Origin of the sequence: Leclercia adecarboxylata (assembly GCF_006874705.1) — a bacterium.
Lineage (GTDB): Bacteria > Pseudomonadota > Gammaproteobacteria > Enterobacterales > Enterobacteriaceae > Enterobacter > Enterobacter adecarboxylatus_C.
Genome location: NZ_CP035382.1, coordinates 1,409,757 through 1,430,307, shown reverse-complemented (window position 1 = coordinate 1,430,307; position 20,551 = coordinate 1,409,757). Strand labels below are relative to the sequence as shown.

At 50.3% G+C, this 20,551-nt stretch carries 37 protein-coding genes; 35 read left to right on the top strand and 2 right to left on the bottom strand.

Annotated elements, in window-relative coordinates; genetic code table 11:
* The first annotated feature begins 69 nt into the window (after positions 1 to 69).
* The 4 genes from fusA to bfr all read left to right on the top strand — a co-directional run bounded on the left by fusA (position 70) and on the right by bfr (position 4,357).
* Positions 70 to 2,184 (top strand): elongation factor G, encoded by a 2,115-nt coding sequence (gene fusA, locus ES815_RS07850; protein ID WP_142487333.1) that lies wholly within the window; start codon positions 70 to 72, stop codon positions 2,182 to 2,184.
* 69 nt (positions 2,185 to 2,253) lie between these two features.
* A complete protein-coding gene (gene tuf / locus ES815_RS07845; protein WP_142487332.1) occupies positions 2,254 to 3,438 on the top strand; it encodes an elongation factor Tu in 1,185 nt (394 codons plus the stop codon).
* A 177-nt stretch (positions 3,439 to 3,615) separates the two neighbouring features.
* Positions 3,616 to 3,810 (top strand): bacterioferritin-associated ferredoxin, encoded by a 195-nt coding sequence (gene bfd, locus ES815_RS07840; RefSeq protein WP_003863268.1) that lies wholly within the window; start codon positions 3,616 to 3,618, stop codon positions 3,808 to 3,810.
* A 70-nt stretch (positions 3,811 to 3,880) separates the two neighbouring features.
* Positions 3,881 to 4,357, top strand: coding sequence for a bacterioferritin (gene bfr / locus ES815_RS07835; protein WP_142487331.1), 477 nt, complete (start codon positions 3,881 to 3,883; stop codon positions 4,355 to 4,357).
* Here bfr and ES815_RS07830 read toward each other — a convergent pair.
* Entirely contained in the window at positions 4,341 to 4,814 is a 474-nt protein-coding gene (locus ES815_RS07830; protein ID WP_142487330.1) for a prepilin peptidase, read from the bottom strand. The genes bfr and ES815_RS07830 overlap by 17 nt on opposite strands.
* Positions 4,815 to 5,201: 387 nt before the next feature.
* Here ES815_RS07830 and rpsJ point away from each other — a divergent pair, with 387 nt between their 5' ends.
* The 31 genes from rpsJ (at position 5,202) to ES815_RS07675 (ending at position 20,059) form a co-directional block, all read left to right on the top strand.
* Positions 5,202 to 5,513: a 30S ribosomal protein S10 gene (rpsJ, locus tag ES815_RS07825; RefSeq protein WP_001181005.1), complete on the top strand. Its 312-nt coding sequence runs from the start codon at positions 5,202 to 5,204 to the stop codon at positions 5,511 to 5,513.
* Positions 5,514 to 5,545: 32 nt separating this feature from the next.
* Positions 5,546 to 6,175 (top strand): 50S ribosomal protein L3, encoded by a 630-nt coding sequence (gene rplC, locus ES815_RS07820; RefSeq protein ID WP_016538466.1) that lies wholly within the window; start codon positions 5,546 to 5,548, stop codon positions 6,173 to 6,175.
* A gap of 10 nt (positions 6,176 to 6,185) precedes the next feature.
* On the top strand, positions 6,186 to 6,791 hold the full coding sequence (gene rplD / locus ES815_RS07815; protein ID WP_003031119.1) for a 50S ribosomal protein L4: 606 nt from the start codon (positions 6,186 to 6,188) through the stop codon (positions 6,789 to 6,791).
* Positions 6,788 to 7,090 (top strand): 50S ribosomal protein L23, encoded by a 303-nt coding sequence (gene rplW / locus ES815_RS07810; RefSeq protein ID WP_004868363.1) that lies wholly within the window; start codon positions 6,788 to 6,790, stop codon positions 7,088 to 7,090. The genes rplD and rplW overlap by 4 nt, the downstream gene beginning before the upstream one ends.
* Positions 7,091 to 7,107: 17 nt before the next feature.
* Positions 7,108 to 7,929: a 50S ribosomal protein L2 gene (gene rplB / locus ES815_RS07805; RefSeq protein ID WP_000301869.1), complete on the top strand. Its 822-nt coding sequence runs from the start codon at positions 7,108 to 7,110 to the stop codon at positions 7,927 to 7,929.
* A 16-nt stretch (positions 7,930 to 7,945) separates the two neighbouring features.
* Positions 7,946 to 8,224 carry a 30S ribosomal protein S19 gene (gene rpsS / locus ES815_RS07800; protein WP_001138115.1) on the top strand — a complete coding sequence of 93 codons (279 nt, stop codon included), beginning with the start codon at positions 7,946 to 7,948 and terminating at the stop codon, positions 8,222 to 8,224.
* Between the two features lie 14 nt (positions 8,225 to 8,238).
* Positions 8,239 to 8,571: a 50S ribosomal protein L22 gene (gene rplV / locus ES815_RS07795; protein WP_002919773.1), complete on the top strand. Its 333-nt coding sequence runs from the start codon at positions 8,239 to 8,241 to the stop codon at positions 8,569 to 8,571.
* Positions 8,572 to 8,588: 17 nt separating this feature from the next.
* Positions 8,589 to 9,290, top strand: a complete 702-nt coding sequence (gene rpsC, locus ES815_RS07790) for a 30S ribosomal protein S3 (protein WP_000529945.1) — start codon at positions 8,589 to 8,591, stop codon at positions 9,288 to 9,290.
* 12 nt (positions 9,291 to 9,302) lie between these two features.
* Positions 9,303 to 9,713, top strand: coding sequence for a 50S ribosomal protein L16 (gene rplP, locus ES815_RS07785; protein WP_002919759.1), 411 nt, complete (start codon positions 9,303 to 9,305; stop codon positions 9,711 to 9,713).
* Positions 9,713 to 9,904, top strand: a complete 192-nt coding sequence (gene rpmC, locus ES815_RS07780; RefSeq protein WP_032614707.1) for a 50S ribosomal protein L29 — start codon at positions 9,713 to 9,715, stop codon at positions 9,902 to 9,904. The genes rplP and rpmC overlap by 1 nt, the downstream gene beginning before the upstream one ends.
* Positions 9,904 to 10,158, top strand: a complete 255-nt coding sequence (gene rpsQ / locus ES815_RS07775; protein ID WP_008503489.1) for a 30S ribosomal protein S17 — start codon at positions 9,904 to 9,906, stop codon at positions 10,156 to 10,158. The genes rpmC and rpsQ overlap by 1 nt, the downstream gene beginning before the upstream one ends.
* Positions 10,159 to 10,323: 165 nt before the next feature.
* Entirely contained in the window at positions 10,324 to 10,695 is a 372-nt protein-coding gene (rplN, locus tag ES815_RS07770; protein ID WP_004160583.1) for a 50S ribosomal protein L14, read from the top strand.
* 10 nt (positions 10,696 to 10,705) lie between these two features.
* Positions 10,706 to 11,020, top strand: coding sequence for a 50S ribosomal protein L24 (gene rplX, locus ES815_RS07765; RefSeq protein WP_003863287.1), 315 nt, complete (start codon positions 10,706 to 10,708; stop codon positions 11,018 to 11,020).
* 14 nt (positions 11,021 to 11,034) lie between these two features.
* Positions 11,035 to 11,574 carry a 50S ribosomal protein L5 gene (rplE, locus tag ES815_RS07760; protein WP_032614703.1) on the top strand — a complete coding sequence of 180 codons (540 nt, stop codon included), beginning with the start codon at positions 11,035 to 11,037 and terminating at the stop codon, positions 11,572 to 11,574.
* Positions 11,575 to 11,588: 14 nt separating this feature from the next.
* A complete protein-coding gene (gene rpsN / locus ES815_RS07755) occupies positions 11,589 to 11,894 on the top strand; it encodes a 30S ribosomal protein S14 (protein ID WP_032614701.1) in 306 nt (101 codons plus the stop codon).
* A gap of 30 nt (positions 11,895 to 11,924) precedes the next feature.
* Positions 11,925 to 12,317 (top strand): 30S ribosomal protein S8, encoded by a 393-nt coding sequence (rpsH, locus tag ES815_RS07750; protein ID WP_032614699.1) that lies wholly within the window; start codon positions 11,925 to 11,927, stop codon positions 12,315 to 12,317.
* 12 nt (positions 12,318 to 12,329) lie between these two features.
* Entirely contained in the window at positions 12,330 to 12,863 is a 534-nt protein-coding gene (gene rplF, locus ES815_RS07745; protein ID WP_142487329.1) for a 50S ribosomal protein L6, read from the top strand.
* A 9-nt stretch (positions 12,864 to 12,872) separates the two neighbouring features.
* Positions 12,873 to 13,226: a 50S ribosomal protein L18 gene (rplR, locus tag ES815_RS07740; RefSeq protein ID WP_032614694.1), complete on the top strand. Its 354-nt coding sequence runs from the start codon at positions 12,873 to 12,875 to the stop codon at positions 13,224 to 13,226.
* 14 nt (positions 13,227 to 13,240) lie between these two features.
* Positions 13,241 to 13,741, top strand: coding sequence for a 30S ribosomal protein S5 (gene rpsE / locus ES815_RS07735; protein ID WP_007369821.1), 501 nt, complete (start codon positions 13,241 to 13,243; stop codon positions 13,739 to 13,741).
* A gap of 6 nt (positions 13,742 to 13,747) precedes the next feature.
* Positions 13,748 to 13,927 (top strand): 50S ribosomal protein L30, encoded by a 180-nt coding sequence (rpmD, locus tag ES815_RS07730; protein ID WP_003863301.1) that lies wholly within the window; start codon positions 13,748 to 13,750, stop codon positions 13,925 to 13,927.
* Positions 13,928 to 13,930: 3 nt separating this feature from the next.
* Positions 13,931 to 14,365 carry a 50S ribosomal protein L15 gene (rplO, locus tag ES815_RS07725; protein WP_032614692.1) on the top strand — a complete coding sequence of 145 codons (435 nt, stop codon included), beginning with the start codon at positions 13,931 to 13,933 and terminating at the stop codon, positions 14,363 to 14,365.
* Between the two features lie 7 nt (positions 14,366 to 14,372).
* Positions 14,373 to 15,704 (top strand): preprotein translocase subunit SecY, encoded by a 1,332-nt coding sequence (secY, locus tag ES815_RS07720; RefSeq protein ID WP_039032064.1) that lies wholly within the window; start codon positions 14,373 to 14,375, stop codon positions 15,702 to 15,704.
* Between the two features lie 31 nt (positions 15,705 to 15,735).
* Positions 15,736 to 15,852 (top strand): 50S ribosomal protein L36, encoded by a 117-nt coding sequence (rpmJ, locus tag ES815_RS07715; RefSeq protein WP_000868187.1) that lies wholly within the window; start codon positions 15,736 to 15,738, stop codon positions 15,850 to 15,852.
* A gap of 146 nt (positions 15,853 to 15,998) precedes the next feature.
* Positions 15,999 to 16,355, top strand: coding sequence for a 30S ribosomal protein S13 (rpsM, locus tag ES815_RS07710; protein ID WP_003031135.1), 357 nt, complete (start codon positions 15,999 to 16,001; stop codon positions 16,353 to 16,355).
* A 16-nt stretch (positions 16,356 to 16,371) separates the two neighbouring features.
* Complete coding sequence (gene rpsK / locus ES815_RS07705; protein WP_003863312.1) at positions 16,372 to 16,761, top strand: 30S ribosomal protein S11; 390 nt, start codon at positions 16,372 to 16,374, stop codon at positions 16,759 to 16,761.
* A 34-nt stretch (positions 16,762 to 16,795) separates the two neighbouring features.
* Positions 16,796 to 17,416 carry a 30S ribosomal protein S4 gene (gene rpsD / locus ES815_RS07700; RefSeq protein ID WP_032614687.1) on the top strand — a complete coding sequence of 207 codons (621 nt, stop codon included), beginning with the start codon at positions 16,796 to 16,798 and terminating at the stop codon, positions 17,414 to 17,416.
* 25 nt (positions 17,417 to 17,441) lie between these two features.
* A complete protein-coding gene (locus ES815_RS07695) occupies positions 17,442 to 18,431 on the top strand; it encodes a DNA-directed RNA polymerase subunit alpha (protein ID WP_002919219.1) in 990 nt (329 codons plus the stop codon).
* 40 nt (positions 18,432 to 18,471) lie between these two features.
* Positions 18,472 to 18,855, top strand: coding sequence for a 50S ribosomal protein L17 (rplQ, locus tag ES815_RS07690; protein ID WP_001216368.1), 384 nt, complete (start codon positions 18,472 to 18,474; stop codon positions 18,853 to 18,855).
* 106 nt (positions 18,856 to 18,961) lie between these two features.
* On the top strand, positions 18,962 to 19,330 hold the full coding sequence (locus ES815_RS07685) for a DUF1992 domain-containing protein (protein WP_142487328.1): 369 nt from the start codon (positions 18,962 to 18,964) through the stop codon (positions 19,328 to 19,330).
* A 2-nt stretch (positions 19,331 to 19,332) separates the two neighbouring features.
* Positions 19,333 to 19,758 carry a Zn(2+)-responsive transcriptional regulator gene (gene zntR / locus ES815_RS07680; protein ID WP_142487327.1) on the top strand — a complete coding sequence of 142 codons (426 nt, stop codon included), beginning with the start codon at positions 19,333 to 19,335 and terminating at the stop codon, positions 19,756 to 19,758.
* Between the two features lie 55 nt (positions 19,759 to 19,813).
* Positions 19,814 to 20,059 (top strand): alternative ribosome-rescue factor A, encoded by a 246-nt coding sequence (locus ES815_RS07675; protein WP_142490029.1) that lies wholly within the window; start codon positions 19,814 to 19,816, stop codon positions 20,057 to 20,059.
* Here the strand turns inward: ES815_RS07675 and mscL are convergent.
* Entirely contained in the window at positions 20,027 to 20,443 is a 417-nt protein-coding gene (gene mscL, locus ES815_RS07670; protein WP_142487326.1) for a large-conductance mechanosensitive channel protein MscL, read from the bottom strand. The genes ES815_RS07675 and mscL overlap by 33 nt on opposite strands.
* Positions 20,444 to 20,551: the final 108 nt, after the last annotated feature.

The window sequence follows — 20,551 nt, the reverse complement described above, 5'->3', positions numbered from 1 at the left end:
GGCGCTTCAGCGAAGCAGCCCGCTTTGGGTTACTTAACTGAACGCCTAAAAAGATAAACGAGGAATCAAATGGCTCGTACAACACCCATCGCACGCTACCGTAACATTGGTATCAGTGCGCACATCGACGCCGGTAAAACCACTACCACCGAACGTATTCTGTTCTACACCGGTGTAAACCATAAAATCGGTGAAGTTCATGACGGCGCCGCTACCATGGACTGGATGGAGCAGGAGCAGGAGCGTGGTATTACCATCACCTCCGCAGCGACTACTGCATTCTGGTCTGGTATGGCTAAGCAGTATGAACCGCATCGCGTAAACATCATCGACACCCCGGGGCACGTTGACTTCACAATCGAAGTAGAACGTTCCATGCGTGTTCTTGATGGTGCGGTAATGGTTTACTGCGCAGTTGGTGGTGTTCAGCCGCAGTCTGAAACCGTATGGCGTCAGGCAAACAAATACAAAGTTCCACGCATCGCGTTCGTTAACAAAATGGACCGTATGGGTGCTAACTTCCTGAAAGTTGTTGGTCAGATCAAATCCCGTCTGGGCGCGAACCCTGTTCCGCTGCAGCTGGCAATTGGTGCTGAAGAAGGCTTCACCGGTGTTATCGACCTGGTGAAAATGAAAGCCATCAACTGGAACGAAGAAGACGCAGGCGTTACCTTCACCTACGAAGATATCCCAGCAGACATGCAGGACCTGGCTGACGAATGGCACCAGAACCTGATCGAGTCCGCAGCGGAAGCTTCAGAAGAGCTGATGGAAAAATACCTGGGTGGTGAAGAACTGACTGAAGAAGAGATCAAAAAAGCTCTGCGTCAGCGCGTTCTGAACAACGAAATCATCCTGGTAACCTGTGGTTCTGCGTTCAAGAACAAAGGTGTTCAGGCGATGCTGGATGCGGTAGTTGACTACCTGCCATCCCCGGTAGACGTTCCTGCGATCAACGGTATCCTGGACGACGGTAAAGACACGCCGGCTGAGCGTCACGCAAGTGATGATGAGCCGTTCGCTGCTCTGGCGTTCAAAATCGCTACCGACCCGTTCGTAGGTAACCTGACGTTCTTCCGTGTGTACTCTGGTGTGGTTAACTCCGGTGACACCATCCTGAACTCCGTGAAATCTGCACGTGAGCGTTTCGGTCGTATCGTACAGATGCACGCGAACAAACGTGAAGAGATCAAAGAAGTTCGTGCGGGCGACATCGCTGCTGCTATCGGTCTGAAAGACGTGACTACTGGTGACACCCTGTGTAACCCAGATCACCCAATCATTCTGGAGCGTATGGAGTTCCCTGAGCCGGTAATCTCTATCGCCGTTGAACCAAAAACCAAAGCTGACCAGGAAAAAATGGGTCTGGCTCTGGGCCGTCTGGCTAAAGAAGACCCATCATTCCGCGTATGGACTGATGAAGAATCTAACCAGACCATCATCGCTGGTATGGGTGAACTGCACCTCGACATCATCGTTGACCGTATGCGTCGTGAATTCAACGTTGAAGCTAACGTAGGTAAACCTCAGGTTGCTTACCGTGAAGCGATTCGTCAGAAAGTTTCCGATGTTGAAGGTAAACACGCTAAGCAGTCTGGTGGTCGTGGTCAGTATGGTCACGTTGTGATCGACATGTACCCACTGGAGCCGGGCTCTAACCCTAAAGGTTACGAGTTCATCAACGACATTAAAGGTGGTGTGATTCCTGGCGAATACATCCCTGCCGTTGATAAAGGCATCCAGGAGCAGCTGAAGTCTGGTCCACTGGCTGGTTATCCGGTAGTAGACATGGGTGTTCGTCTGCACTTCGGTTCTTACCATGACGTTGACTCCTCTGAACTGGCGTTTAAACTGGCTGCTTCTATCGCCTTTAAAGAAGGCTTTAAGAAAGCGAAACCAGTTCTGCTTGAGCCGATCATGAAGGTTGAAGTAGAAACTCCTGAAGAGAACACCGGTGACGTTATCGGTGACTTGAGCCGTCGTCGCGGTATGCTGCGTGGTCAGGAATCTGAAGTAACTGGCGTTAAGATCCACGCTGAAGTTCCGCTGTCTGAAATGTTCGGATATGCAACTCAGCTGCGTTCTCTGACCAAAGGTCGTGCATCATACACCATGGAATTCCTGAAGTATGATGATGCGCCGAACAACGTTGCTCAGGCCGTAATTGAAGCCCGTGGTAAATAATCCACAGGATTAAAACCTAAGTCCCGTGCTCTCTCCAAAGGGGAGAGCACTATAGTAAGGAATATAGCCGTGTCTAAAGAAAAATTTGAACGTACAAAACCGCACGTCAACGTTGGTACTATCGGCCACGTTGACCACGGTAAAACTACCCTGACTGCTGCAATCACTACCGTTCTGGCAAAAACCTACGGCGGTGCTGCTCGTGCTTTCGACCAGATCGATAACGCACCAGAAGAAAAAGCTCGTGGTATCACCATCAACACTTCCCACGTTGAATATGACACCCCGACTCGCCACTACGCACACGTAGACTGCCCGGGCCACGCCGACTATGTTAAAAACATGATCACCGGTGCTGCGCAGATGGACGGCGCGATCCTGGTTGTTGCTGCGACTGACGGCCCTATGCCTCAGACCCGTGAGCACATCCTGCTGGGTCGTCAGGTAGGCGTTCCTTTCATCATCGTGTTCCTGAACAAATGCGACATGGTTGATGACGAAGAGCTGCTGGAACTGGTTGAGATGGAAGTTCGTGAACTCCTGTCCCAGTACGACTTCCCGGGCGACGATACCCCAATCGTTCGCGGTTCCGCGCTGAAAGCGCTGGAAGGCGAAGCAGAGTGGGAAGAGAAAATCATCGAACTGGCTGGCTACCTGGATTCCTACATCCCGGAACCAGAGCGTGCGATTGACAAGCCGTTCCTGCTGCCTATCGAAGACGTATTCTCCATCTCCGGTCGTGGTACCGTTGTTACCGGTCGTGTAGAGCGCGGTATCGTTAAAGTTGGCGAAGAAGTTGAAATCGTTGGTATCAAAGAGACTGCCAAGTCTACCTGTACCGGCGTTGAAATGTTCCGCAAACTGCTGGACGAAGGCCGTGCCGGTGAGAACGTTGGTGTTCTGCTGCGTGGTATCAAACGTGAAGAAATCGAACGTGGTCAGGTTCTGGCTAAGCCAGGCTCCATCAAGCCGCACACCAAGTTCGAATCTGAAGTGTACATCCTGTCCAAAGACGAAGGCGGCCGTCATACTCCGTTCTTCAAAGGCTACCGTCCACAGTTCTACTTCCGTACTACTGACGTGACCGGTACCATCGAACTGCCAGAAGGCGTTGAGATGGTAATGCCAGGCGACAACATCAAAATGGTTGTTACCCTGATCCACCCAATCGCAATGGACGATGGTCTGCGCTTCGCAATCCGCGAAGGCGGCCGTACCGTTGGCGCGGGTGTTGTTGCTAAAGTTCTGGGCTAATTAATTATCCCTGAATTAAAAAGGACGCTTCGGCGTCCTTTTTTGTTGTCTGGCGCTTCTCCCTGTCACAAATTTTCGCATTTTTTGTTGGCCCCCGCCCCGTATCTGCGCGCTTGTGCTATTGTAATCATAATTATTCTCACTTACACTTTGCGCATATTTTGAACGGGAGTGGTTATGTACGTTTGCTTATGTAATGGTGTGAGTGATAAAAAAATTCGTCAGGCCGTTCGCCAGTTTCAACCACAATCTTTTCAGCAGCTGCGTAAGTTTGTTCCAGTGGGAAATCAATGCGGTAAGTGCGTTCGCGCTGCCCGTGAGATCATGCAGGACGAATTGATGCAGATCCCGGAATTCAAAGAGATTGCCTGAGGCTCGTTCTTTTTTTTGACATCCCTGTAGCCCCATCTACGCTTCAATAAGTGGAAGCGGAGGGACTATAATGAAAGGTGATATTAAAATCATAAGTTATCTCAATAAATTATTGGGAAATGAGCTTGTCGCAATCAATCAATACTTTCTCCACGCGAGAATGTTCAAAAACTGGGGCCTGACTCGCCTCAACGATGTTGAATACCATGAATCCATTGATGAAATGAAACACGCCGATAAGTACATTGAGCGTATTTTGTTTCTTGAGGGGATCCCCAACCTGCAGGATCTCGGCAAGCTGGGTATCGGTGAAGACGTCGAAGAGATGCTGCGATCCGATCTGGCGCTGGAACTTGATGGAGCAAAAGATCTTCGTGAAGCTATCGCTTATGCGGATAGCGTTCACGATTACGTCAGCCGCGATATGATGATTCAGATCCTGGCCGATGAAGAAGGGCACATCGACTGGCTCGAAACTGAGCTGGATCTTATCGGTAAAATCGGCCTGCAAAATTACCTCCAGTCGCAGATTAAAGTGGAAAGCTGACCAGGCTTTCTCCACCTGTCATCAAACCTGCTGCCGCCATGAAAGGTCCAAAAGGCAGCGGGTTTTTTAATACCTGTTCCCGGGGTTTACACAGAGATAGTATCAAAAGATACAGTGTCGCCAGCAGGGCTGCCGATAATGCCAGAGCAGGAAGCACACACCAGCCATGCCATGCGCCTAGCGCCCCCAGATATTTCACATCACCGTATCCCAGCCCTTCACGTTTGCGTATCAGTTTATAAGCCCAATAAATAATCGCGAAGCCGGCATATCCCGCGATCGCACCTAAGACCGCACTTGTCAGGAAATCGGGATGAAGACAGAGGTGATACAGCAGACCTGCCCAGAGAAGGGGACAGAGGTATTTGTCCGGAAGCAGATGCGAACGAATATCCTCTCGGACTAATAAACAGGTTAAACCCAGGTAGACAAACAGGAAGGGGAGGGTAGTGAGCATCGTTCATGGCCTCTATATAATGTGTGCGGCCATACTCCACTCAATCCGTAAGGTTAAACAAACCGCAAAACAAAACTCTGCGTAAAGCCTTCCCGACTATCGACATGCCGCTGCAATATCACAAAATAATTACGAGCCGCCACGCAAAACTGAACAGTGCCGTCTATTTCCTAAACGGGGCTTGCGTCCTGCCCAGATTTACGTATAATGCGCGGGCTTGTCGTAATTGACAGCTGGTTCAATCTGAACCCAGGCAACACTGTTTTTCGTTGCCTAACAATGCTCCCAATTGGGGGGCTACGTAAGAACGGTTACACTCTCCCATCAATCGTAATGGGTTTGAGTAGTAATCATTTTCGTTTATAAAATAATTGGAGCTCTGGTCTCATGCAGAACCAAAGAATCCGTATCCGTCTTAAAGCGTTTGATCATCGTCTGATCGATCAATCAACCGCGGAAATCGTCGAGACTGCTAAGCGCACTGGTGCGCAAGTCCGTGGTCCGATCCCGCTGCCGACCCGCAAAGAGCGCTTTACCGTTCTGATCTCTCCGCACGTTAACAAAGACGCGCGTGATCAGTACGAAATCCGCACTCACAAGCGTCTGGTTGACATCGTTGAGCCAACCGAGAAAACCGTTGATGCTCTGATGCGTCTGGATCTGGCTGCCGGTGTAGACGTGCAGATCAGCCTGGGTTAATCAGGTCATCGAGCGATTGAGAGGTTGATACAATGATTGGTTTAGTCGGTAAAAAAGTGGGCATGACCCGCATCTTCACTGAAGATGGCGTATCTATCCCAGTAACCGTAATCGAAGTTGAAGCAAACCGCGTTACTCAGGTTAAAGACCTGGCTAACGATGGCTACCGTGCCGTTCAGGTTACCACTGGTGCTAAAAAAGCTAACCGTGTAACCAAACCGGAAGCGGGTCACTTCGCTAAAGCTGGCGTTGAAGCTGGCCGTGGTCTGTGGGAATTCCGTCTTGCTGAAGGCGAAGAGTTCACCGTAGGTCAGGACATTAGCGTTGAGCTGTTTGCAGAAGTTAAAAAAGTTGACGTAACCGGTACCTCTAAAGGTAAAGGTTTTGCTGGTACCGTTAAGCGTTGGAACTTCCGTACTCAGGATGCCACGCACGGTAACTCCTTGTCCCACCGCGTTCCGGGTTCTATCGGTCAGAACCAGACTCCGGGCAAAGTGTTCAAAGGCAAGAAAATGGCAGGTCAGCTGGGTAACGAACGTGTGACCGTTCAGAGCCTGGACGTAGTACGTGTTGACGCTGAGCGCAACCTGCTGCTGGTTAAAGGTGCAGTTCCGGGTGCAACCGGTAGCGACCTGATCGTTAAACCAGCTGTGAAGGCGTAAGGGGATAGCAATGGAATTAGTATTGAAAGACGCGCAGAGCGCGCTGACTGTTTCCGAAACTACCTTCGGTCGTGATTTCAACGAAGCGCTGGTTCACCAGGTTGTTGTTGCTTATGCAGCTGGTGCTCGTCAGGGTACTCGTGCTCAGAAGACTCGTGCTGAAGTAACTGGTTCCGGCAAAAAGCCGTGGCGCCAGAAAGGTACCGGCCGTGCGCGTTCAGGTTCTATTAAGAGCCCGATCTGGCGTTCCGGTGGTGTGACCTTCGCTGCTCGCCCGCAGGACCACAGTCAAAAAGTTAACAAAAAGATGTACCGCGGCGCGCTGAAAAGCATCCTGTCCGAGCTGGTACGTCAGGATCGTCTGATCGTTGTCGAATCTTTCTCTGTAGAAGCGCCTAAAACTAAGCTGCTGGCACAGAAACTGAAAGACATGGCTCTGGAAGATGTGCTGATCATCACCGGTGAGCTGGACGAGAACCTGTTCCTGGCCGCACGTAACCTGCACAAGGTTGACGTACGCGATGCGACTGGTATCGACCCGGTTAGCCTGATCGCCTTCGACAAAGTCGTAATGACTGCTGATGCTGTTAAGCAAGTTGAGGAGATGCTGGCATGATTCGTGAAGAACGTCTGCTGAAGGTGCTTCGTGCACCGCACGTTTCTGAAAAAGCGTCTGCTGCGATGGAAAAAACAAACACCATCGTTCTCAAAGTTGCTAAAGACGCGACCAAAGCAGAAATCAAAGCTGCTGTGCAGAAACTGTTTGAAGTCGAAGTCGAAGTCGTTAACACCCTGGTAGTTAAAGGGAAAGTTAAACGTCACGGACAGCGTATCGGTCGTCGTAGCGACTGGAAAAAAGCTTACGTCACCCTGAAAGAAGGCCAGAACCTGGACTTCGTTGGCGGCGCTGAGTAAGTCGGAGGAGTAATACAATGGCAGTTGTTAAATGTAAACCGACATCTCCGGGTCGTCGCCACGTCGTTAAAGTGGTCAACCCAGAGCTGCACAAGGGCAAACCTTTTGCTCCGCTGGTTGAAAAAAACAGCAAATCCGGTGGTCGTAACAACAATGGCCGTATCACCACTCGTCACATCGGTGGTGGTCACAAGCAGGCTTACCGTATTGTTGACTTTAAACGCAACAAAGACGGTATCCCAGCTGTTGTTGAGCGTCTTGAGTACGATCCGAACCGTTCCGCGAACATCGCGCTGGTTCTGTACAAAGATGGCGAGCGCCGTTACATTCTGGCCCCTAAAGGCCTGAAAGCTGGCGACCAGATTCAGTCTGGCGTTGATGCTGCAATCAAAGCAGGTAACACCCTGCCGATGCGCAATATCCCGGTTGGTTCTACCGTTCATAACGTAGAAATGAAACCAGGTAAAGGCGGTCAGCTGGCACGTTCCGCTGGTACTTACGTTCAGATCGTTGCGCGCGATGGTGCTTATGTCACTCTGCGTCTGCGTTCTGGTGAAATGCGTAAAGTCGAAGCAGACTGCCGCGCTACCCTGGGCGAAGTTGGCAATGCTGAGCATATGCTGCGCGTTCTGGGTAAAGCAGGTGCTGCACGCTGGCGTGGTGTTCGTCCTACCGTTCGCGGTACTGCGATGAACCCAGTCGACCACCCACATGGTGGTGGTGAAGGTCGTAACTTTGGTAAGCACCCGGTAACTCCGTGGGGCGTTCAGACCAAAGGTAAGAAGACCCGCAGCAACAAGCGTACTGATAAATTTATCGTACGTCGCCGTAGCAAATAATATTAGAGGATAAGCCATGCCACGTTCTCTCAAGAAAGGTCCTTTTATTGACCTGCACTTGCTGAAGAAGGTAGAGAAAGCGGTGGAAAGCGGAGACAAGAAGCCCCTGCGCACTTGGTCCCGTCGTTCAACGATCTTTCCTAACATGATCGGTTTGACCATCGCTGTCCATAATGGTCGTCAGCACGTTCCAGTCTTTGTTTCCGACGAAATGGTCGGTCACAAACTGGGTGAATTCGCACCGACTCGTACTTATCGCGGCCATGCTGCTGATAAAAAAGCGAAGAAGAAATAAGGTAGGAGGAAGAGATGGAAACTTTAGCTCAACATCGCCATGCTCGTTCTTCTGCTCAGAAGGTTCGCCTTGTTGCTGACCTGATTCGCGGTAAGAAAGTGTCGCAGGCCCTGGACATCCTGACCTATACCAACAAGAAAGCTGCGGTATTGGTTAAGAAGGTACTGGAATCTGCCATTGCTAACGCTGAACACAACGATGGCGCTGACATTGACGATCTGAAAGTCGCGAAAATCTTCGTAGACGAAGGCCCAAGCATGAAGCGCATTATGCCGCGTGCGAAAGGTCGTGCAGATCGCATCCTGAAGCGCACCAGCCACATTACTGTGGTTGTGTCCGATCGCTGAGACTCTGGAGACTAGCAATGGGTCAGAAAGTACATCCTAATGGTATTCGCCTGGGTATTGTAAAACCATGGAACTCAACCTGGTTTGCGAACACCAAAGAATTCGCTGACAACCTGGACAGCGATTTTAAAGTACGTCAGTACCTGACTAAGGAACTGGCTAAAGCGTCTGTATCTCGTATCGTTATCGAGCGTCCAGCTAAGAGCATCCGTGTGACCATTCACACCGCTCGCCCTGGCATCGTAATCGGTAAGAAAGGCGAAGACGTAGAAAAACTGCGCAAGGTCGTAGCGGATATCGCTGGCGTTCCTGCACAGATCAATATCGCTGAAGTTCGTAAGCCTGAACTGGACGCTAAATTGGTTGCTGACAGCATCACTTCACAGCTGGAACGTCGCGTTATGTTCCGTCGTGCTATGAAGCGTGCTGTACAGAACGCAATGCGTCTGGGCGCTAAAGGTATCAAAGTTGAAGTTAGCGGCCGTCTGGGCGGCGCGGAAATCGCACGTACCGAATGGTACCGCGAAGGTCGCGTACCGCTGCACACTCTGCGTGCTGACATCGACTACAACACCTCTGAAGCGCACACCACTTACGGTGTAATCGGCGTTAAGGTATGGATCTTCAAAGGTGAGATCCTGGGTGGTATGGCTGCTGTTGAACAACCGGAAAAACCGGCTGCTCAACCTAAAAAGCAGCAGCGTAAAGGCCGTAAATAAGGAGCGTCGCTGATGTTACAACCAAAGCGTACAAAATTCCGTAAAGTGCACAAAGGCCGCAACCGTGGTCTGGCGCAGGGTACGGATGTTAGCTTCGGCACTTTCGGTCTGAAAGCTGTTGGCCGTGGTCGTCTGACTGCACGTCAGATCGAAGCAGCACGTCGTGCTATGACCCGTGCAGTTAAGCGTCAAGGTAAAATTTGGATCCGTGTATTCCCGGACAAACCAATTACCGAGAAGCCGCTGGAAGTTCGTATGGGTAAAGGTAAAGGTAACGTGGAGTACTGGGTTGCCTTGATCCAACCGGGCAAAGTCCTGTATGAAATGGACGGTGTTCCGGAAGAGCTGGCCCGTGAAGCCTTCGGCCTGGCAGCAGCGAAACTGCCTATCAAAACCACCTTTGTAACTAAGACGGTGATGTAATGAAAGCAAATGAGCTGCGTGAAAAAAGCGTAGAAGAGCTGAACGCTGAGCTGCTGAACCTGCTGCGTGAGCAGTTCAACCTGCGTATGCAGGCTGCAAGTGGCCAGCTGCAACAGACTCACCTGCTGAAGCAGGTTCGTCGTGATGTTGCACGCGTTAAGACTTTACTGACTCAGAAGGCGGGTGCGTAATGACCGATAAAATCCGTACTCTGCAAGGTCGTGTTGTTAGCGACAAAATGGAGAAATCCATCGTTGTAGCTATCGAACGTATTGTGAAACACCCGATCTACGGTAAATTCATCAAGCGTACGACCAAACTGCACGTACATGACGAGAACAACGAATGTGGTATCGGCGACAAGGTTGAAATCCGTGAATGCCGTCCACTGTCCAAGACTAAGTCCTGGACGCTGGTTCGCGTTGTAGAGAAAGCGGTTCTGTAATAGAGTAGCCTTCTCGATACGAATAAACGGCTCAGCAATGAGCCGTTTATTTTTTCTACCCATATTGCAGAAGCGGTGTTATAATGCCGCGCCCTCGATATGGGGCTTTTTAACGGCTCTGATTTTAGAGTCTCAGGTAGTAGTTGACATTAGCGGAGCACTGAAATGATCCAAGAACAGACTATGCTGAACGTCGCCGACAACTCCGGTGCACGTCGCGTAATGTGTATCAAGGTTCTGGGTGGCTCGCACCGTCGCTACGCAGGCGTAGGCGACATCATCAAGATCACCATCAAGGAAGCAATTCCACGTGGTAAGGTCAAAAAAGGTGATGTGCTGAAAGCGGTAGTGGTGCGCACCAGGAAGGGTGTTCGTCGCCCTGACGGTTCTGTCATTCGCTTCGATGGTAATGCATGCGTTATTTTAAACAATAACAGCGAGCAGCCTATCGGCACGCGTATCTTTGGGCCGGTAACTCGTGAACTTCGTACTGAAAAGTTCATGAAAATTATCTCTCTGGCACCAGAAGTACTCTAAGGAGCGAATCATGGCAGCGAAAATCCGTCGTGATGACGAAGTTATCGTGTTAACCGGTAAAGATAAAGGTAAACGCGGTAAAGTAAAAAATGTTCTGTCTTCCGGCAAACTCGTCGTTGAAGGTATCAACCTGGTTAAGAAACATCAGAAGCCGGTTCCGGCCCTGAACCAGCCAGGTGGCATCGTTGAAAAAGAAGCTGCAATTCAGGTTTCTAACGTTGCAATCTTCAATGCGGCAACCGGCAAGGCTGACCGTGTAGGCTTTAGATTCGAAGACGGCAAAAAAGTCCGTTTCTTCAAGTCTAACAGCGAAACTATCAAGTAATTTGGAGTAGTACGATGGCGAAACTGCATGATTACTACAAAGACGAAGTAGTTAACAAACTCATGACTGAGTTTAACTACAATTCTGTCATGCAAGTCCCTCGGGTCGAGAAGATCACCCTGAACATGGGTGTTGGTGAAGCGATCGCTGACAAGAAACTGCTGGATAACGCAGCAGCTGATCTGACAGCAATCTCCGGTCAAAAACCGCTGATCACCAAAGCACGCAAATCTGTTGCAGGCTTCAAAATCCGTCAGGGCTATCCGATCGGCTGTAAAGTAACTCTGCGTGGCGAACGCATGTGGGAGTTCCTTGAGCGCCTGATCTCTATTGCTGTTCCACGTATCCGTGACTTCCGTGGCCTGTCCGCTAAGTCTTTCGACGGTCGTGGCAACTACAGCATGGGTGTCCGTGAGCAGATCATCTTCCCAGAGATCGACTACGATAAAGTCGACCGCGTGCGTGGTTTGGATATTACCATTACCACTACTGCGAACTCTGACGAAGAAGGCCGCGCTCTGCTGGCTGCGTTTGACTTCCCGTTCCGCAAGTAAGGTAGGGTTACTGAATGGCTAAGCAATCAATGAAAGCACGCGAAGTAAAGCGCGTAGCTTTAGCTGATAAATTCTTCGCTAAACGCGCTGAACTGAAAGCGATCATTTCTGATGTGAACGCTTCCGACGAAGATCGTTGGAATGCTGTTCTCAAGCTGCAGTCTCTGCCGCGTGATTCCAGCCCGTCTCGTCAGCGTAACCGCTGTCGTCAAACAGGTCGTCCACATGGTTTCGTGGGCAAGTTCGGGTTGAGCCGTATCAAACTGCGTGAAGCCGCCATGCGCGGTGAAGTACCAGGCTTGAAAAAGGCTAGCTGGTAATTACCAATTGAATCACGGGAGTAAAGACAGATGAGCATGCAAGATCCGATCGCGGATATGCTGACCCGTATCCGTAACGGTCAGGCCGCGAACAAAGTTGCGGTCACCATGCCTTCCGCCAAGCTGAAAGTGGCAATTGCCAACGTGCTGAAGGAAGAAGGTTTTATCGAAGATTTTAAAGTTGAAGGCGACACCAAGCCGGAACTGGAACTTACTCTTAAGTATTTCCAGGGTAAAGCTGTTGTAGAAAGCATTCAGCGTGTCAGCCGCCCAGGCCTGCGCATCTATAAGAAAAAAGATGAGCTGCCAAAAGTTATGGCCGGCATGGGTATCGCAGTTGTTTCTACCTCTAAAGGTGTTATGACTGATCGTGCAGCGCGCCAAGCTGGTCTTGGTGGCGAAATTATCTGCTACGTAGCCTAATCGGAGGAAAAAATGTCTCGTGTTGCTAAAGCACCGGTCGTTATTCCTGCCGGCGTTGATGTAAAAATCGACGGTCAGGTTATTACGATCAAAGGTAAAAATGGCGAGCTGACTCGTACCCTCAACGATGCTGTTGAAGTTAATCATGCAGACAATGCTCTGACCTTCGGCCCACGTACTGGTTACGTTGATGGCTGGGCTCAGGCTGGTACCGCGCGTGCCCTGCTGAACTCAATGGTTGTTGGTGTTACCGAAGGCTTCACTAAAAAGCTTCAGCTGGTTGGTGTAGGTTATCGTGCAGCGATCAAAGGGAATGCAGTAGGCCTGTCTCTGGGCTTCTCACACCCTGTTGAGCATCCGCTGCCGGCCGGTATCACTGCAGAATGCCCGACTCAGACTGAAATCGTGCTGAAAGGCGCTGATAAACAGCTGATCGGTCAGGTTGCAGCAGATCTGCGCGCCTACCGTCGTCCTGAGCCTTACAAAGGCAAGGGTGTTCGTTACGCCGACGAAGTCGTGCGTACCAAAGAGGCTAAGAAGAAGTAAGGTAACACTATGGATAAGAAATCTGCTCGTATCCGTCGTGCGACCCGCGCACGCCGCAAGCTCAAAGAGCTGGGTGCAACTCGCCTGGTGGTACATCGTACCCCGCGTCATATTTACGCACAGGTAATTGCACCAAACGGTTCTGAAGTTCTGGTAGCTGCTTCTACTGTAGAAAAAGCTATTACTGAACAATTGAAGTACACCGGTAACAAAGACGCCGCTGCAGCTGTAGGTAAAGCTGTTGCTGAACGCGCTCTGGAAAAAGGCATCACAGTTGTGTCCTTTGACCGTTCCGGGTTCCAATATCATGGTCGCGTCCAGGCACTGGCAGATGCTGCCCGTGAAGCTGGCCTTCAGTTCTAAGGTAGAGGTGTAAGATGGCTCACATCGAAAAACAGGCTGGCGAACTGCAGGAAAAGCTGATCGCGGTTAACCGCGTATCTAAAACCGTTAAAGGTGGTCGTATTTTCTCCTTCACAGCTCTGACTGTTGTTGGTGATGGTAATGGCCGCGTTGGTTTTGGTTACGGTAAAGCGCGTGAAGTTCCAGCAGCGATCCAGAAAGCGATGGAAAAAGCCCGTCGCAATATGATTAACGTCGCGCTGAACCACGGCACCCTGCAGCACCCAGTTAAGGGTACTCACACGGGTTCTCGTGTCTTCATGCAGCCAGCTTCCGAAGGTACCGGTATCATCGCCGGTGGTGCAATGCGCGCCGTTCTGGAAGTTGCTGGAGTTCATAACGTTCTGGCTAAAGCATATGGTTCCACCAACCCGATTAACGTGGTTCGTGCAACTATTGATGGCCTGGAAAATATGAAATCTCCAGAAATGGTCGCTGCCAAGCGTGGTAAATCCGTTGAAGAAATTCTGGGGTAATTGACCATGGCAAAGACTATTAAAATTACACAAACCCGCAGTGCAATCGGACGTCTGCCGAAACACAAGGCAACGCTGCTTGGCCTGGGTCTGCGTCGTATTGGTCATACCGTTGAGCGCGAGGATACTCCTGCTGTTCGTGGTATGGTCAACGCGGTTTACTTCATGGTTAAAGTTGAGGAGTAAGAGATGCGTTTAAATACTCTGTCTCCGGCCGAAGGCTCTAAAAAGGCGGGTAAACGCCTGGGTCGTGGTATCGGTTCTGGCCTCGGCAAAACCGGTGGTCGTGGTCACAAAGGTCAGAACTCTCGTTCTGGCGGTGGCGTACGTCGCGGTTTCGAGGGTGGCCAGATGCCACTGTACCGTCGTCTGCCGAAGTTCGGCTTCACCTCTCGCAAATCAGCGATCACAGCCGAAGTTCGTCTGTCTGACCTGGCGAAAGTTGAAGGCGGCGTTGTAGACCTGAACACGCTGAAAGCAGCAAACATTATCGGTATCCAGATCGAGTTCGCGAAAGTGATCCTGGCTGGTGAAGTTTCTACTCCGGTAACTGTTCGTGGCCTGCGTGTTACTAAAGGTGCTCGTGCTGCTATCGAAGCTGCTGGCGGTAAAATCGAGGAATAAGTAGCAGATGGCTAAACAACCGGGATTAGATTTTCAAAGTGCCAAAGGTGGCTTAGGCGAGCTGAAACGCAGACTGTTGTTTGTAATCGGTGCGCTTATTGTGTTCCGTATTGGCTCTTTTATTCCGATCCCTGGTATTGATGCCGCTGTACTTGCCAAACTGCTTGAGCAACAGCGTGGCACCATCATTGAAATGTTTAACATGTTCTCTGGTGGTGCTCTCAGCCGTGCTTCAATCTTTGCATTGGGTATCATGCCGTACATTTCGGCATCGATCATTATCCAGCTGCTGACGGTCGTTCATCCGACCCTGGCAGAGCTGAAGAAAGAAGGGGAGTCTGGTCGTCGTAAGATCAGCCAGTACACCCGTTACGGCACTCTGGTGCTGGCAATATTCCAGTCGATCGGTATTGCTACCGGTCTACCGAATATGCCTGGTATGCAGGGCCTGGTTATTAACCCAGGCTTTGCATTCTATTTCACCGCTGTTGTAAGTCTGGTCTCAGGAACCATGTTCCTGATGTGGCTCGGCGAACAAATTACTGAACGTGGTATCGGTAACGGTATTTCGATCATTATTTTCGCTGGTATCGTTGCGGGACTCCCGCCAGCCATTGCCCATACTATCGAGCAAGCGCGTCAAGGCGACCTGCACTTCCTCCTGTTGCTGTTGGTTGCAGTATTAGTATTTGCAGTGACGTTCTTTGTTATCTTCGTTGAACGTGGTCAACGCCGCATTGTGGTAAACTACGCAAAACGTCAGCAAGGTCGTCGTGTCTATGCTGCACAGAGCACACATTTACCGCTGAAAGTGAATATGGCAGGGGTAATCCCGGCAATCTTCGCTTCCAGTATTATTCTGTTCCCGGCGACCATCGCGTCATGGTTCGGGGGCGGGACTGGTTGGAACTGGCTGACAACAATTTCGCTGTATTTGCAGCCTGGGCAACCACTTTATGTGTTACTCTATGCGTCTGCGATCATCTTCTTCTGTTTCTTCTACACGGCGTTGGTCTTCAACCCGCGTGAAACAGCAGATAACCTGAAGAAGTCCGGTGCATTTGTACCAGGAATTCGTCCGGGAGAGCAAACGGCGAAGTATATCGATAAAGTAATGACTCGCCTGACTTTGGTTGGTGCGCTTTATATTACTTTTATCTGCCTGATCCCGGAGTTCATGCGTGATGCAATGAAAGTACCGTTCTACTTTGGTGGGACTTCACTGCTTATCGTTGTTGTCGTGATTATGGACTTTATGGCTCAAGTGCAAACTCTGATGATGTCAAGTCAGTACGAGTCTGCATTGAAGAAGGCGAACCTGAAAGGCTACGGCCGCTAACAGGGCGCCCGAGAAGTTACGGAGAGTAAAAATGAAAGTTCGTGCTTCCGTCAAGAAATTATGCCGTAACTGCAAAATCGTTAAGCGTGATGGTGTCATCCGTGTGATTTGCAGTGCCGAGCCGAAGCATAAACAGCGCCAAGGCTGATTATTTCGCATATTTTTCTTGCAAAGTTGGGTTGAGCTGGCTAGATTAGCCAGCCAATCTTTTGTATGTCTGTACGTTTCCATTTGAGTATCCTGAAAACGGGCTTTTCAGCATGGTGCGTACATATTAAATAGTAGGAGTGCATAGTGGCCCGTATAGCAGGCATTAACATTCCTGATCAGAAACATGCTGTGATCGCATTAACTTCGATCTACGGCGTCGGCAAGACCCGTTCCAAAGCCATTCTGGCTGCAGCGGGTATCGCTGAAGATGTTAAGATCAGTGAGCTGTCTGAAGAACAAATCGACACGCTGCGTGACGAAGTTGCCAAATTTGTCGTTGAAGGTGATCTGCGCCGTGAAGTTAGCATGAGCATCAAGCGCCTTATGGATCTTGGTTGCTATCGCGGTTTGCGTCATCGTCGTGGTCTCCCGGTTCGCGGCCAGCGTACCAAGACCAACGCACGTACCCGTAAGGGTCCGCGCAAACCGATCAAGAAATAATCGGGGTGATTGAATAATGGCAAAGGCACCAGTTCGTGCACGTAAGCGTGTAAGAAAACAAGTCTCTGACGGCGTGGCTCATATCCATGCTTCTTTCAACAACACCATCGTTACTATTACTGATCGTCAGGGTAACGCACTGGGTTGGGCAACAGCCGGTGGTTCCGGTTTCCGTGGTTCACGCAAATCAACTCCGTTCGCAGCTCAGGTTGCAGCAGAGCGTTGCGCTGAAGCCGTAAAAGAATACGGCATCAAGAATCTGGAAGTTATGGTAAAAGGTCCGGGTCCGGGTCGCGAATCTACTGTTCGTGCTCTGAACGCCGCTGGTTTCCGCATCACTAATATTACTGATGTGACTCCGATCCCTCATAACGGTTGTCGTCCGCCGAAAAAACGTCGCGTATAACGCGTTCGTTTTCTAGGATTGTTGGAGATAGAAAATGGCAAGATATTTGGGTCCTAAGCTCAAGCTGAGCCGTCGTGAGGGCACCGACTTATTCCTTAAGTCTGGCGTTCGCGCGATCGATACCAAGTGTAAAATTGAACAAGCTCCTGGCCAGCACGGTGCGCGTAAACCGCGTCTGTCTGACTATGGTGTGCAGTTGCGTGAAAAGCAGAAAGTTCGCCGTATGTACGGTGTGCTGGAGCGTCAGTTCCGTAACTACTATAAAGAAGCAGCACGTCTGAAAGGCAACACCGGTGAAAACCTGTTGGCTCTGCTGGAAGGTCGTCTGGACAACGTTGTATACCGTATGGGCTTTGGCGCCACTCGTGCTGAAGCACGTCAGATGGTTAGCCATAAAGCAATCATGGTAAACGGTCGTGTTGTTAACATCGCTTCTTATCAGGTTAAAGCGAATGACGTTGTTAGCATTCGTGAGAAAGCGAAAAAGCAATCTCGCGTGAAAGCCGCTCTGGAGCTGGCTGAGCAGCGTGAAAAGCCAACCTGGCTGGAAGTTGATGCTGGCAAGATGGAAGGTACGTTCAAGCGTCAGCCGGAACGTTCTGATCTGTCTGCGGACATTAACGAACACCTGATCGTCGAGCTTTACTCCAAGTAAAGCTTAGTACCAAAGAGAGGACACAATGCAGGGTTCTGTGACAGAGTTTCTAAAACCGCGCCTGGTAGATATCGAGCAAGTGAGTTCGACGCACGCCAAGGTGACCCTTGAGCCTTTAGAGCGTGGCTTTGGCCATACTCTGGGTAACGCACTGCGCCGTATTCTGCTCTCATCGATGCCGGGTTGCGCGGTGACCGAGGTTGAGATTGATGGTGTACTTCATGAGTACAGCACCAAAGAAGGCGTTCAGGAAGATATCCTTGAAATCCTGCTCAACCTGAAAGGGCTGGCGGTGAGAGTTCAGGGTAAAGATGAAGTTATTCTTACTCTGAATAAATCTGGCATTGGCCCTGTGACTGCAGCCGATATCACCCACGACGGTGATGTCGAAATCGTCAAGCCGCAGCACGTGATCTGCCACCTGACCGATGAGAACGCAGCTATTAGCATGCGTATCAAAGTTCAGCGCGGTCGTGGTTATGTGCCGGCTTCTGCCCGAATTCATTCGGAAGAAGATGAGCGCCCAATCGGCCGTCTGCTGGTCGACGCATGCTACAGCCCTGTAGAGCGTATTGCCTACAATGTTGAAGCAGCGCGTGTAGAACAGCGTACCGACCTGGACAAGCTGGTCATCGAAATGGAAACCAATGGCACAATCGATCCTGAAGAGGCGATTCGTCGTGCGGCAACCATCCTGGCAGAACAACTGGAAGCTTTCGTTGACTTACGTGATGTACGTCAGCCGGAAGTGAAAGAAGAGAAACCAGAATTCGATCCGATCCTGCTGCGCCCTGTTGACGATCTGGAATTGACTGTCCGCTCTGCTAACTGCCTCAAGGCAGAAGCTATCCACTATATCGGTGATCTGGTACAGCGTACCGAGGTTGAGTTGCTGAAAACGCCGAACCTGGGTAAAAAATCTCTTACCGAGATTAAAGACGTGCTGGCTTCACGTGGTCTGTCTCTGGGCATGCGCCTGGAAAACTGGCCACCGGCAAGCATTGCTGACGAGTAACCGGATCACAGGTTAAGGTTTTACTGAGAAGGATAAGGTCATGCGCCATCGTAAGAGTGGTCGTCAACTGAACCGCAACAGCAGCCATCGCCAGGCTATGTTCCGCAACATGGCAGGTTCACTGGTTCGTCATGAAATCATCAAGACGACCCTGCCTAAAGCGAAAGAGCTGCGTCGCGTAGTTGAGCCGCTGATTACTCTTGCCAAGACTGACAGCGTTGCTAATCGTCGTCTGGCATTCGCCCGTACTCGTGATAACGAGATCGTGGCAAAACTGTTTAACGAACTGGGCCCGCGTTTCGCGAGCCGTGCCGGTGGTTACACTCGTATTCTGAAGTGTGGCTTCCGTGCAGGCGACAACGCGCCGATGGCTTACATCGAGCTGGTTGATCGTTCAGAGAAAGCAGAAGCTGCTGCAGAGTAATCTGTAGTAACGTAAAAAAACCCGCCCCGGCGGGTTTTTTTATATCTACTGGATCCCCACTTTCCTACAATAGTTATATTCTTTCCATTTTCTGCGGAGTTTTGCTATGTGGTTACTCGACCAGTGGGCAGAACGACACATTCTTGATGCCCAACGCCAGGGCGAATTTGATAACCTGCCCGGAAGTGGCCAAGCGCTGATACTGGACGATGATTCACATGTTCCTCCTGAACTGCGGTCAGGCTATCGGATGTTGAAAAATGCAGGTTGCCTGCCGCCAGAGCTTGAGCAGCGTAAAGAGGCGGTTGAGCTTACCCAATTACTCAATACGGTCAGTCAGGGCTCTGCCGAGCACATGGAGTACAGCCGTCGTCTCACGCTTCTGGAGCTTAAGCTTCGACAGGCGGGCGTGAGTACAGAATTCCTGCACGGCGACTACGCTGATCGGTTAGCGCGAAAAATGAGTGAGGACTAACGATGTATCGTATTGGTGAAATTGCGAAGCTGGCTGACGTCACGCCTGACACCATTCGTTATTACGAAAAGCAGCAGATGATGGAGCATGAGGTACGCACTGAAGGGGGCTTTCGGCTGTATACCGATAAGGATCTTCAGCGTCTGAAATTTATTCGCCATGCCCGACAGCTGGGATTTACCCTGGAATCGATCCGCGAGCTGTTGTCGATCCGCATCGATCCTGAACATCATACCTGCCAGGAATCAAAAAGCATTGTGCAGGCGAGGCTGAGTGAAGTCGAAGCGCGCATTGAAGAGTTACAAACGATGCGTCTGTCTCTGCAGCGGCTGAACGATGCCTGTTGTGGCACTGCGCACAGCAGCGTTTACTGCTCCATCCTTGAAACACTTGAACAAGGTGCAAATGGAGGAGCGCACGGCTGTTGATTTTATTGCCAACGACTTCTACACTTGCGTCGATTTACATTATACCGGAGAAATTATGAGCCATTATCAGCACAAGAAAGGTCAAATCAACGATAACGCTATCGAAGCATTATTACATGATCCTTTATTCAGGCAGCGGATTGAGAAGAATAAGAAAGGGAAAGGAAGTTATCTGCGTAAAACTAAACATGCAAAACGGGGTAACTGGGAGGCCAGTGGCAAGCAAGCAAATCGCTTTCTTACCACTGGCCTTCTTGCTTTCAGAGTCTTACAAAGTGCGGTTGGTCTGCGCTTTCAGTAAGTCACGAATTTCCGTCAGCAACACTTCTTCTTTCGATGGAGCTGCAGGCGCAGCCGGTTCTTCTTTTTTCTTACGGTTCAATCTGTTGATGAGCTTAATAGCCATGAAGATGGCGAAAGCAACAATCACAAAATCAAATACGTTCTGAATAAACACGCCGTAGTGCATGACTACCGCAGGTATATCACCCTGGGCTTCACGCAGGGTTATAGCGAATTGTTTGAAATCAATCCCGCCAATCAATAGTCCGAGTGGGGGCATGATGATATCGGCAACCAGTGATGAAACGATCTTACCAAACGCTGCACCAATAATTACACCCACAGCCAAATCCACTACATTTCCGCGCATCGCAAATTCGCGAAACTCTTTAATAAAACTCATTATGTTCTCCTTGTGCCAGCTGACAGATACAAGTTTAACAAATCATTAGCGGATTGCCATTGAAGAGAGACATGCGTCACAGAAATATAACCCTTACATATTATTGGG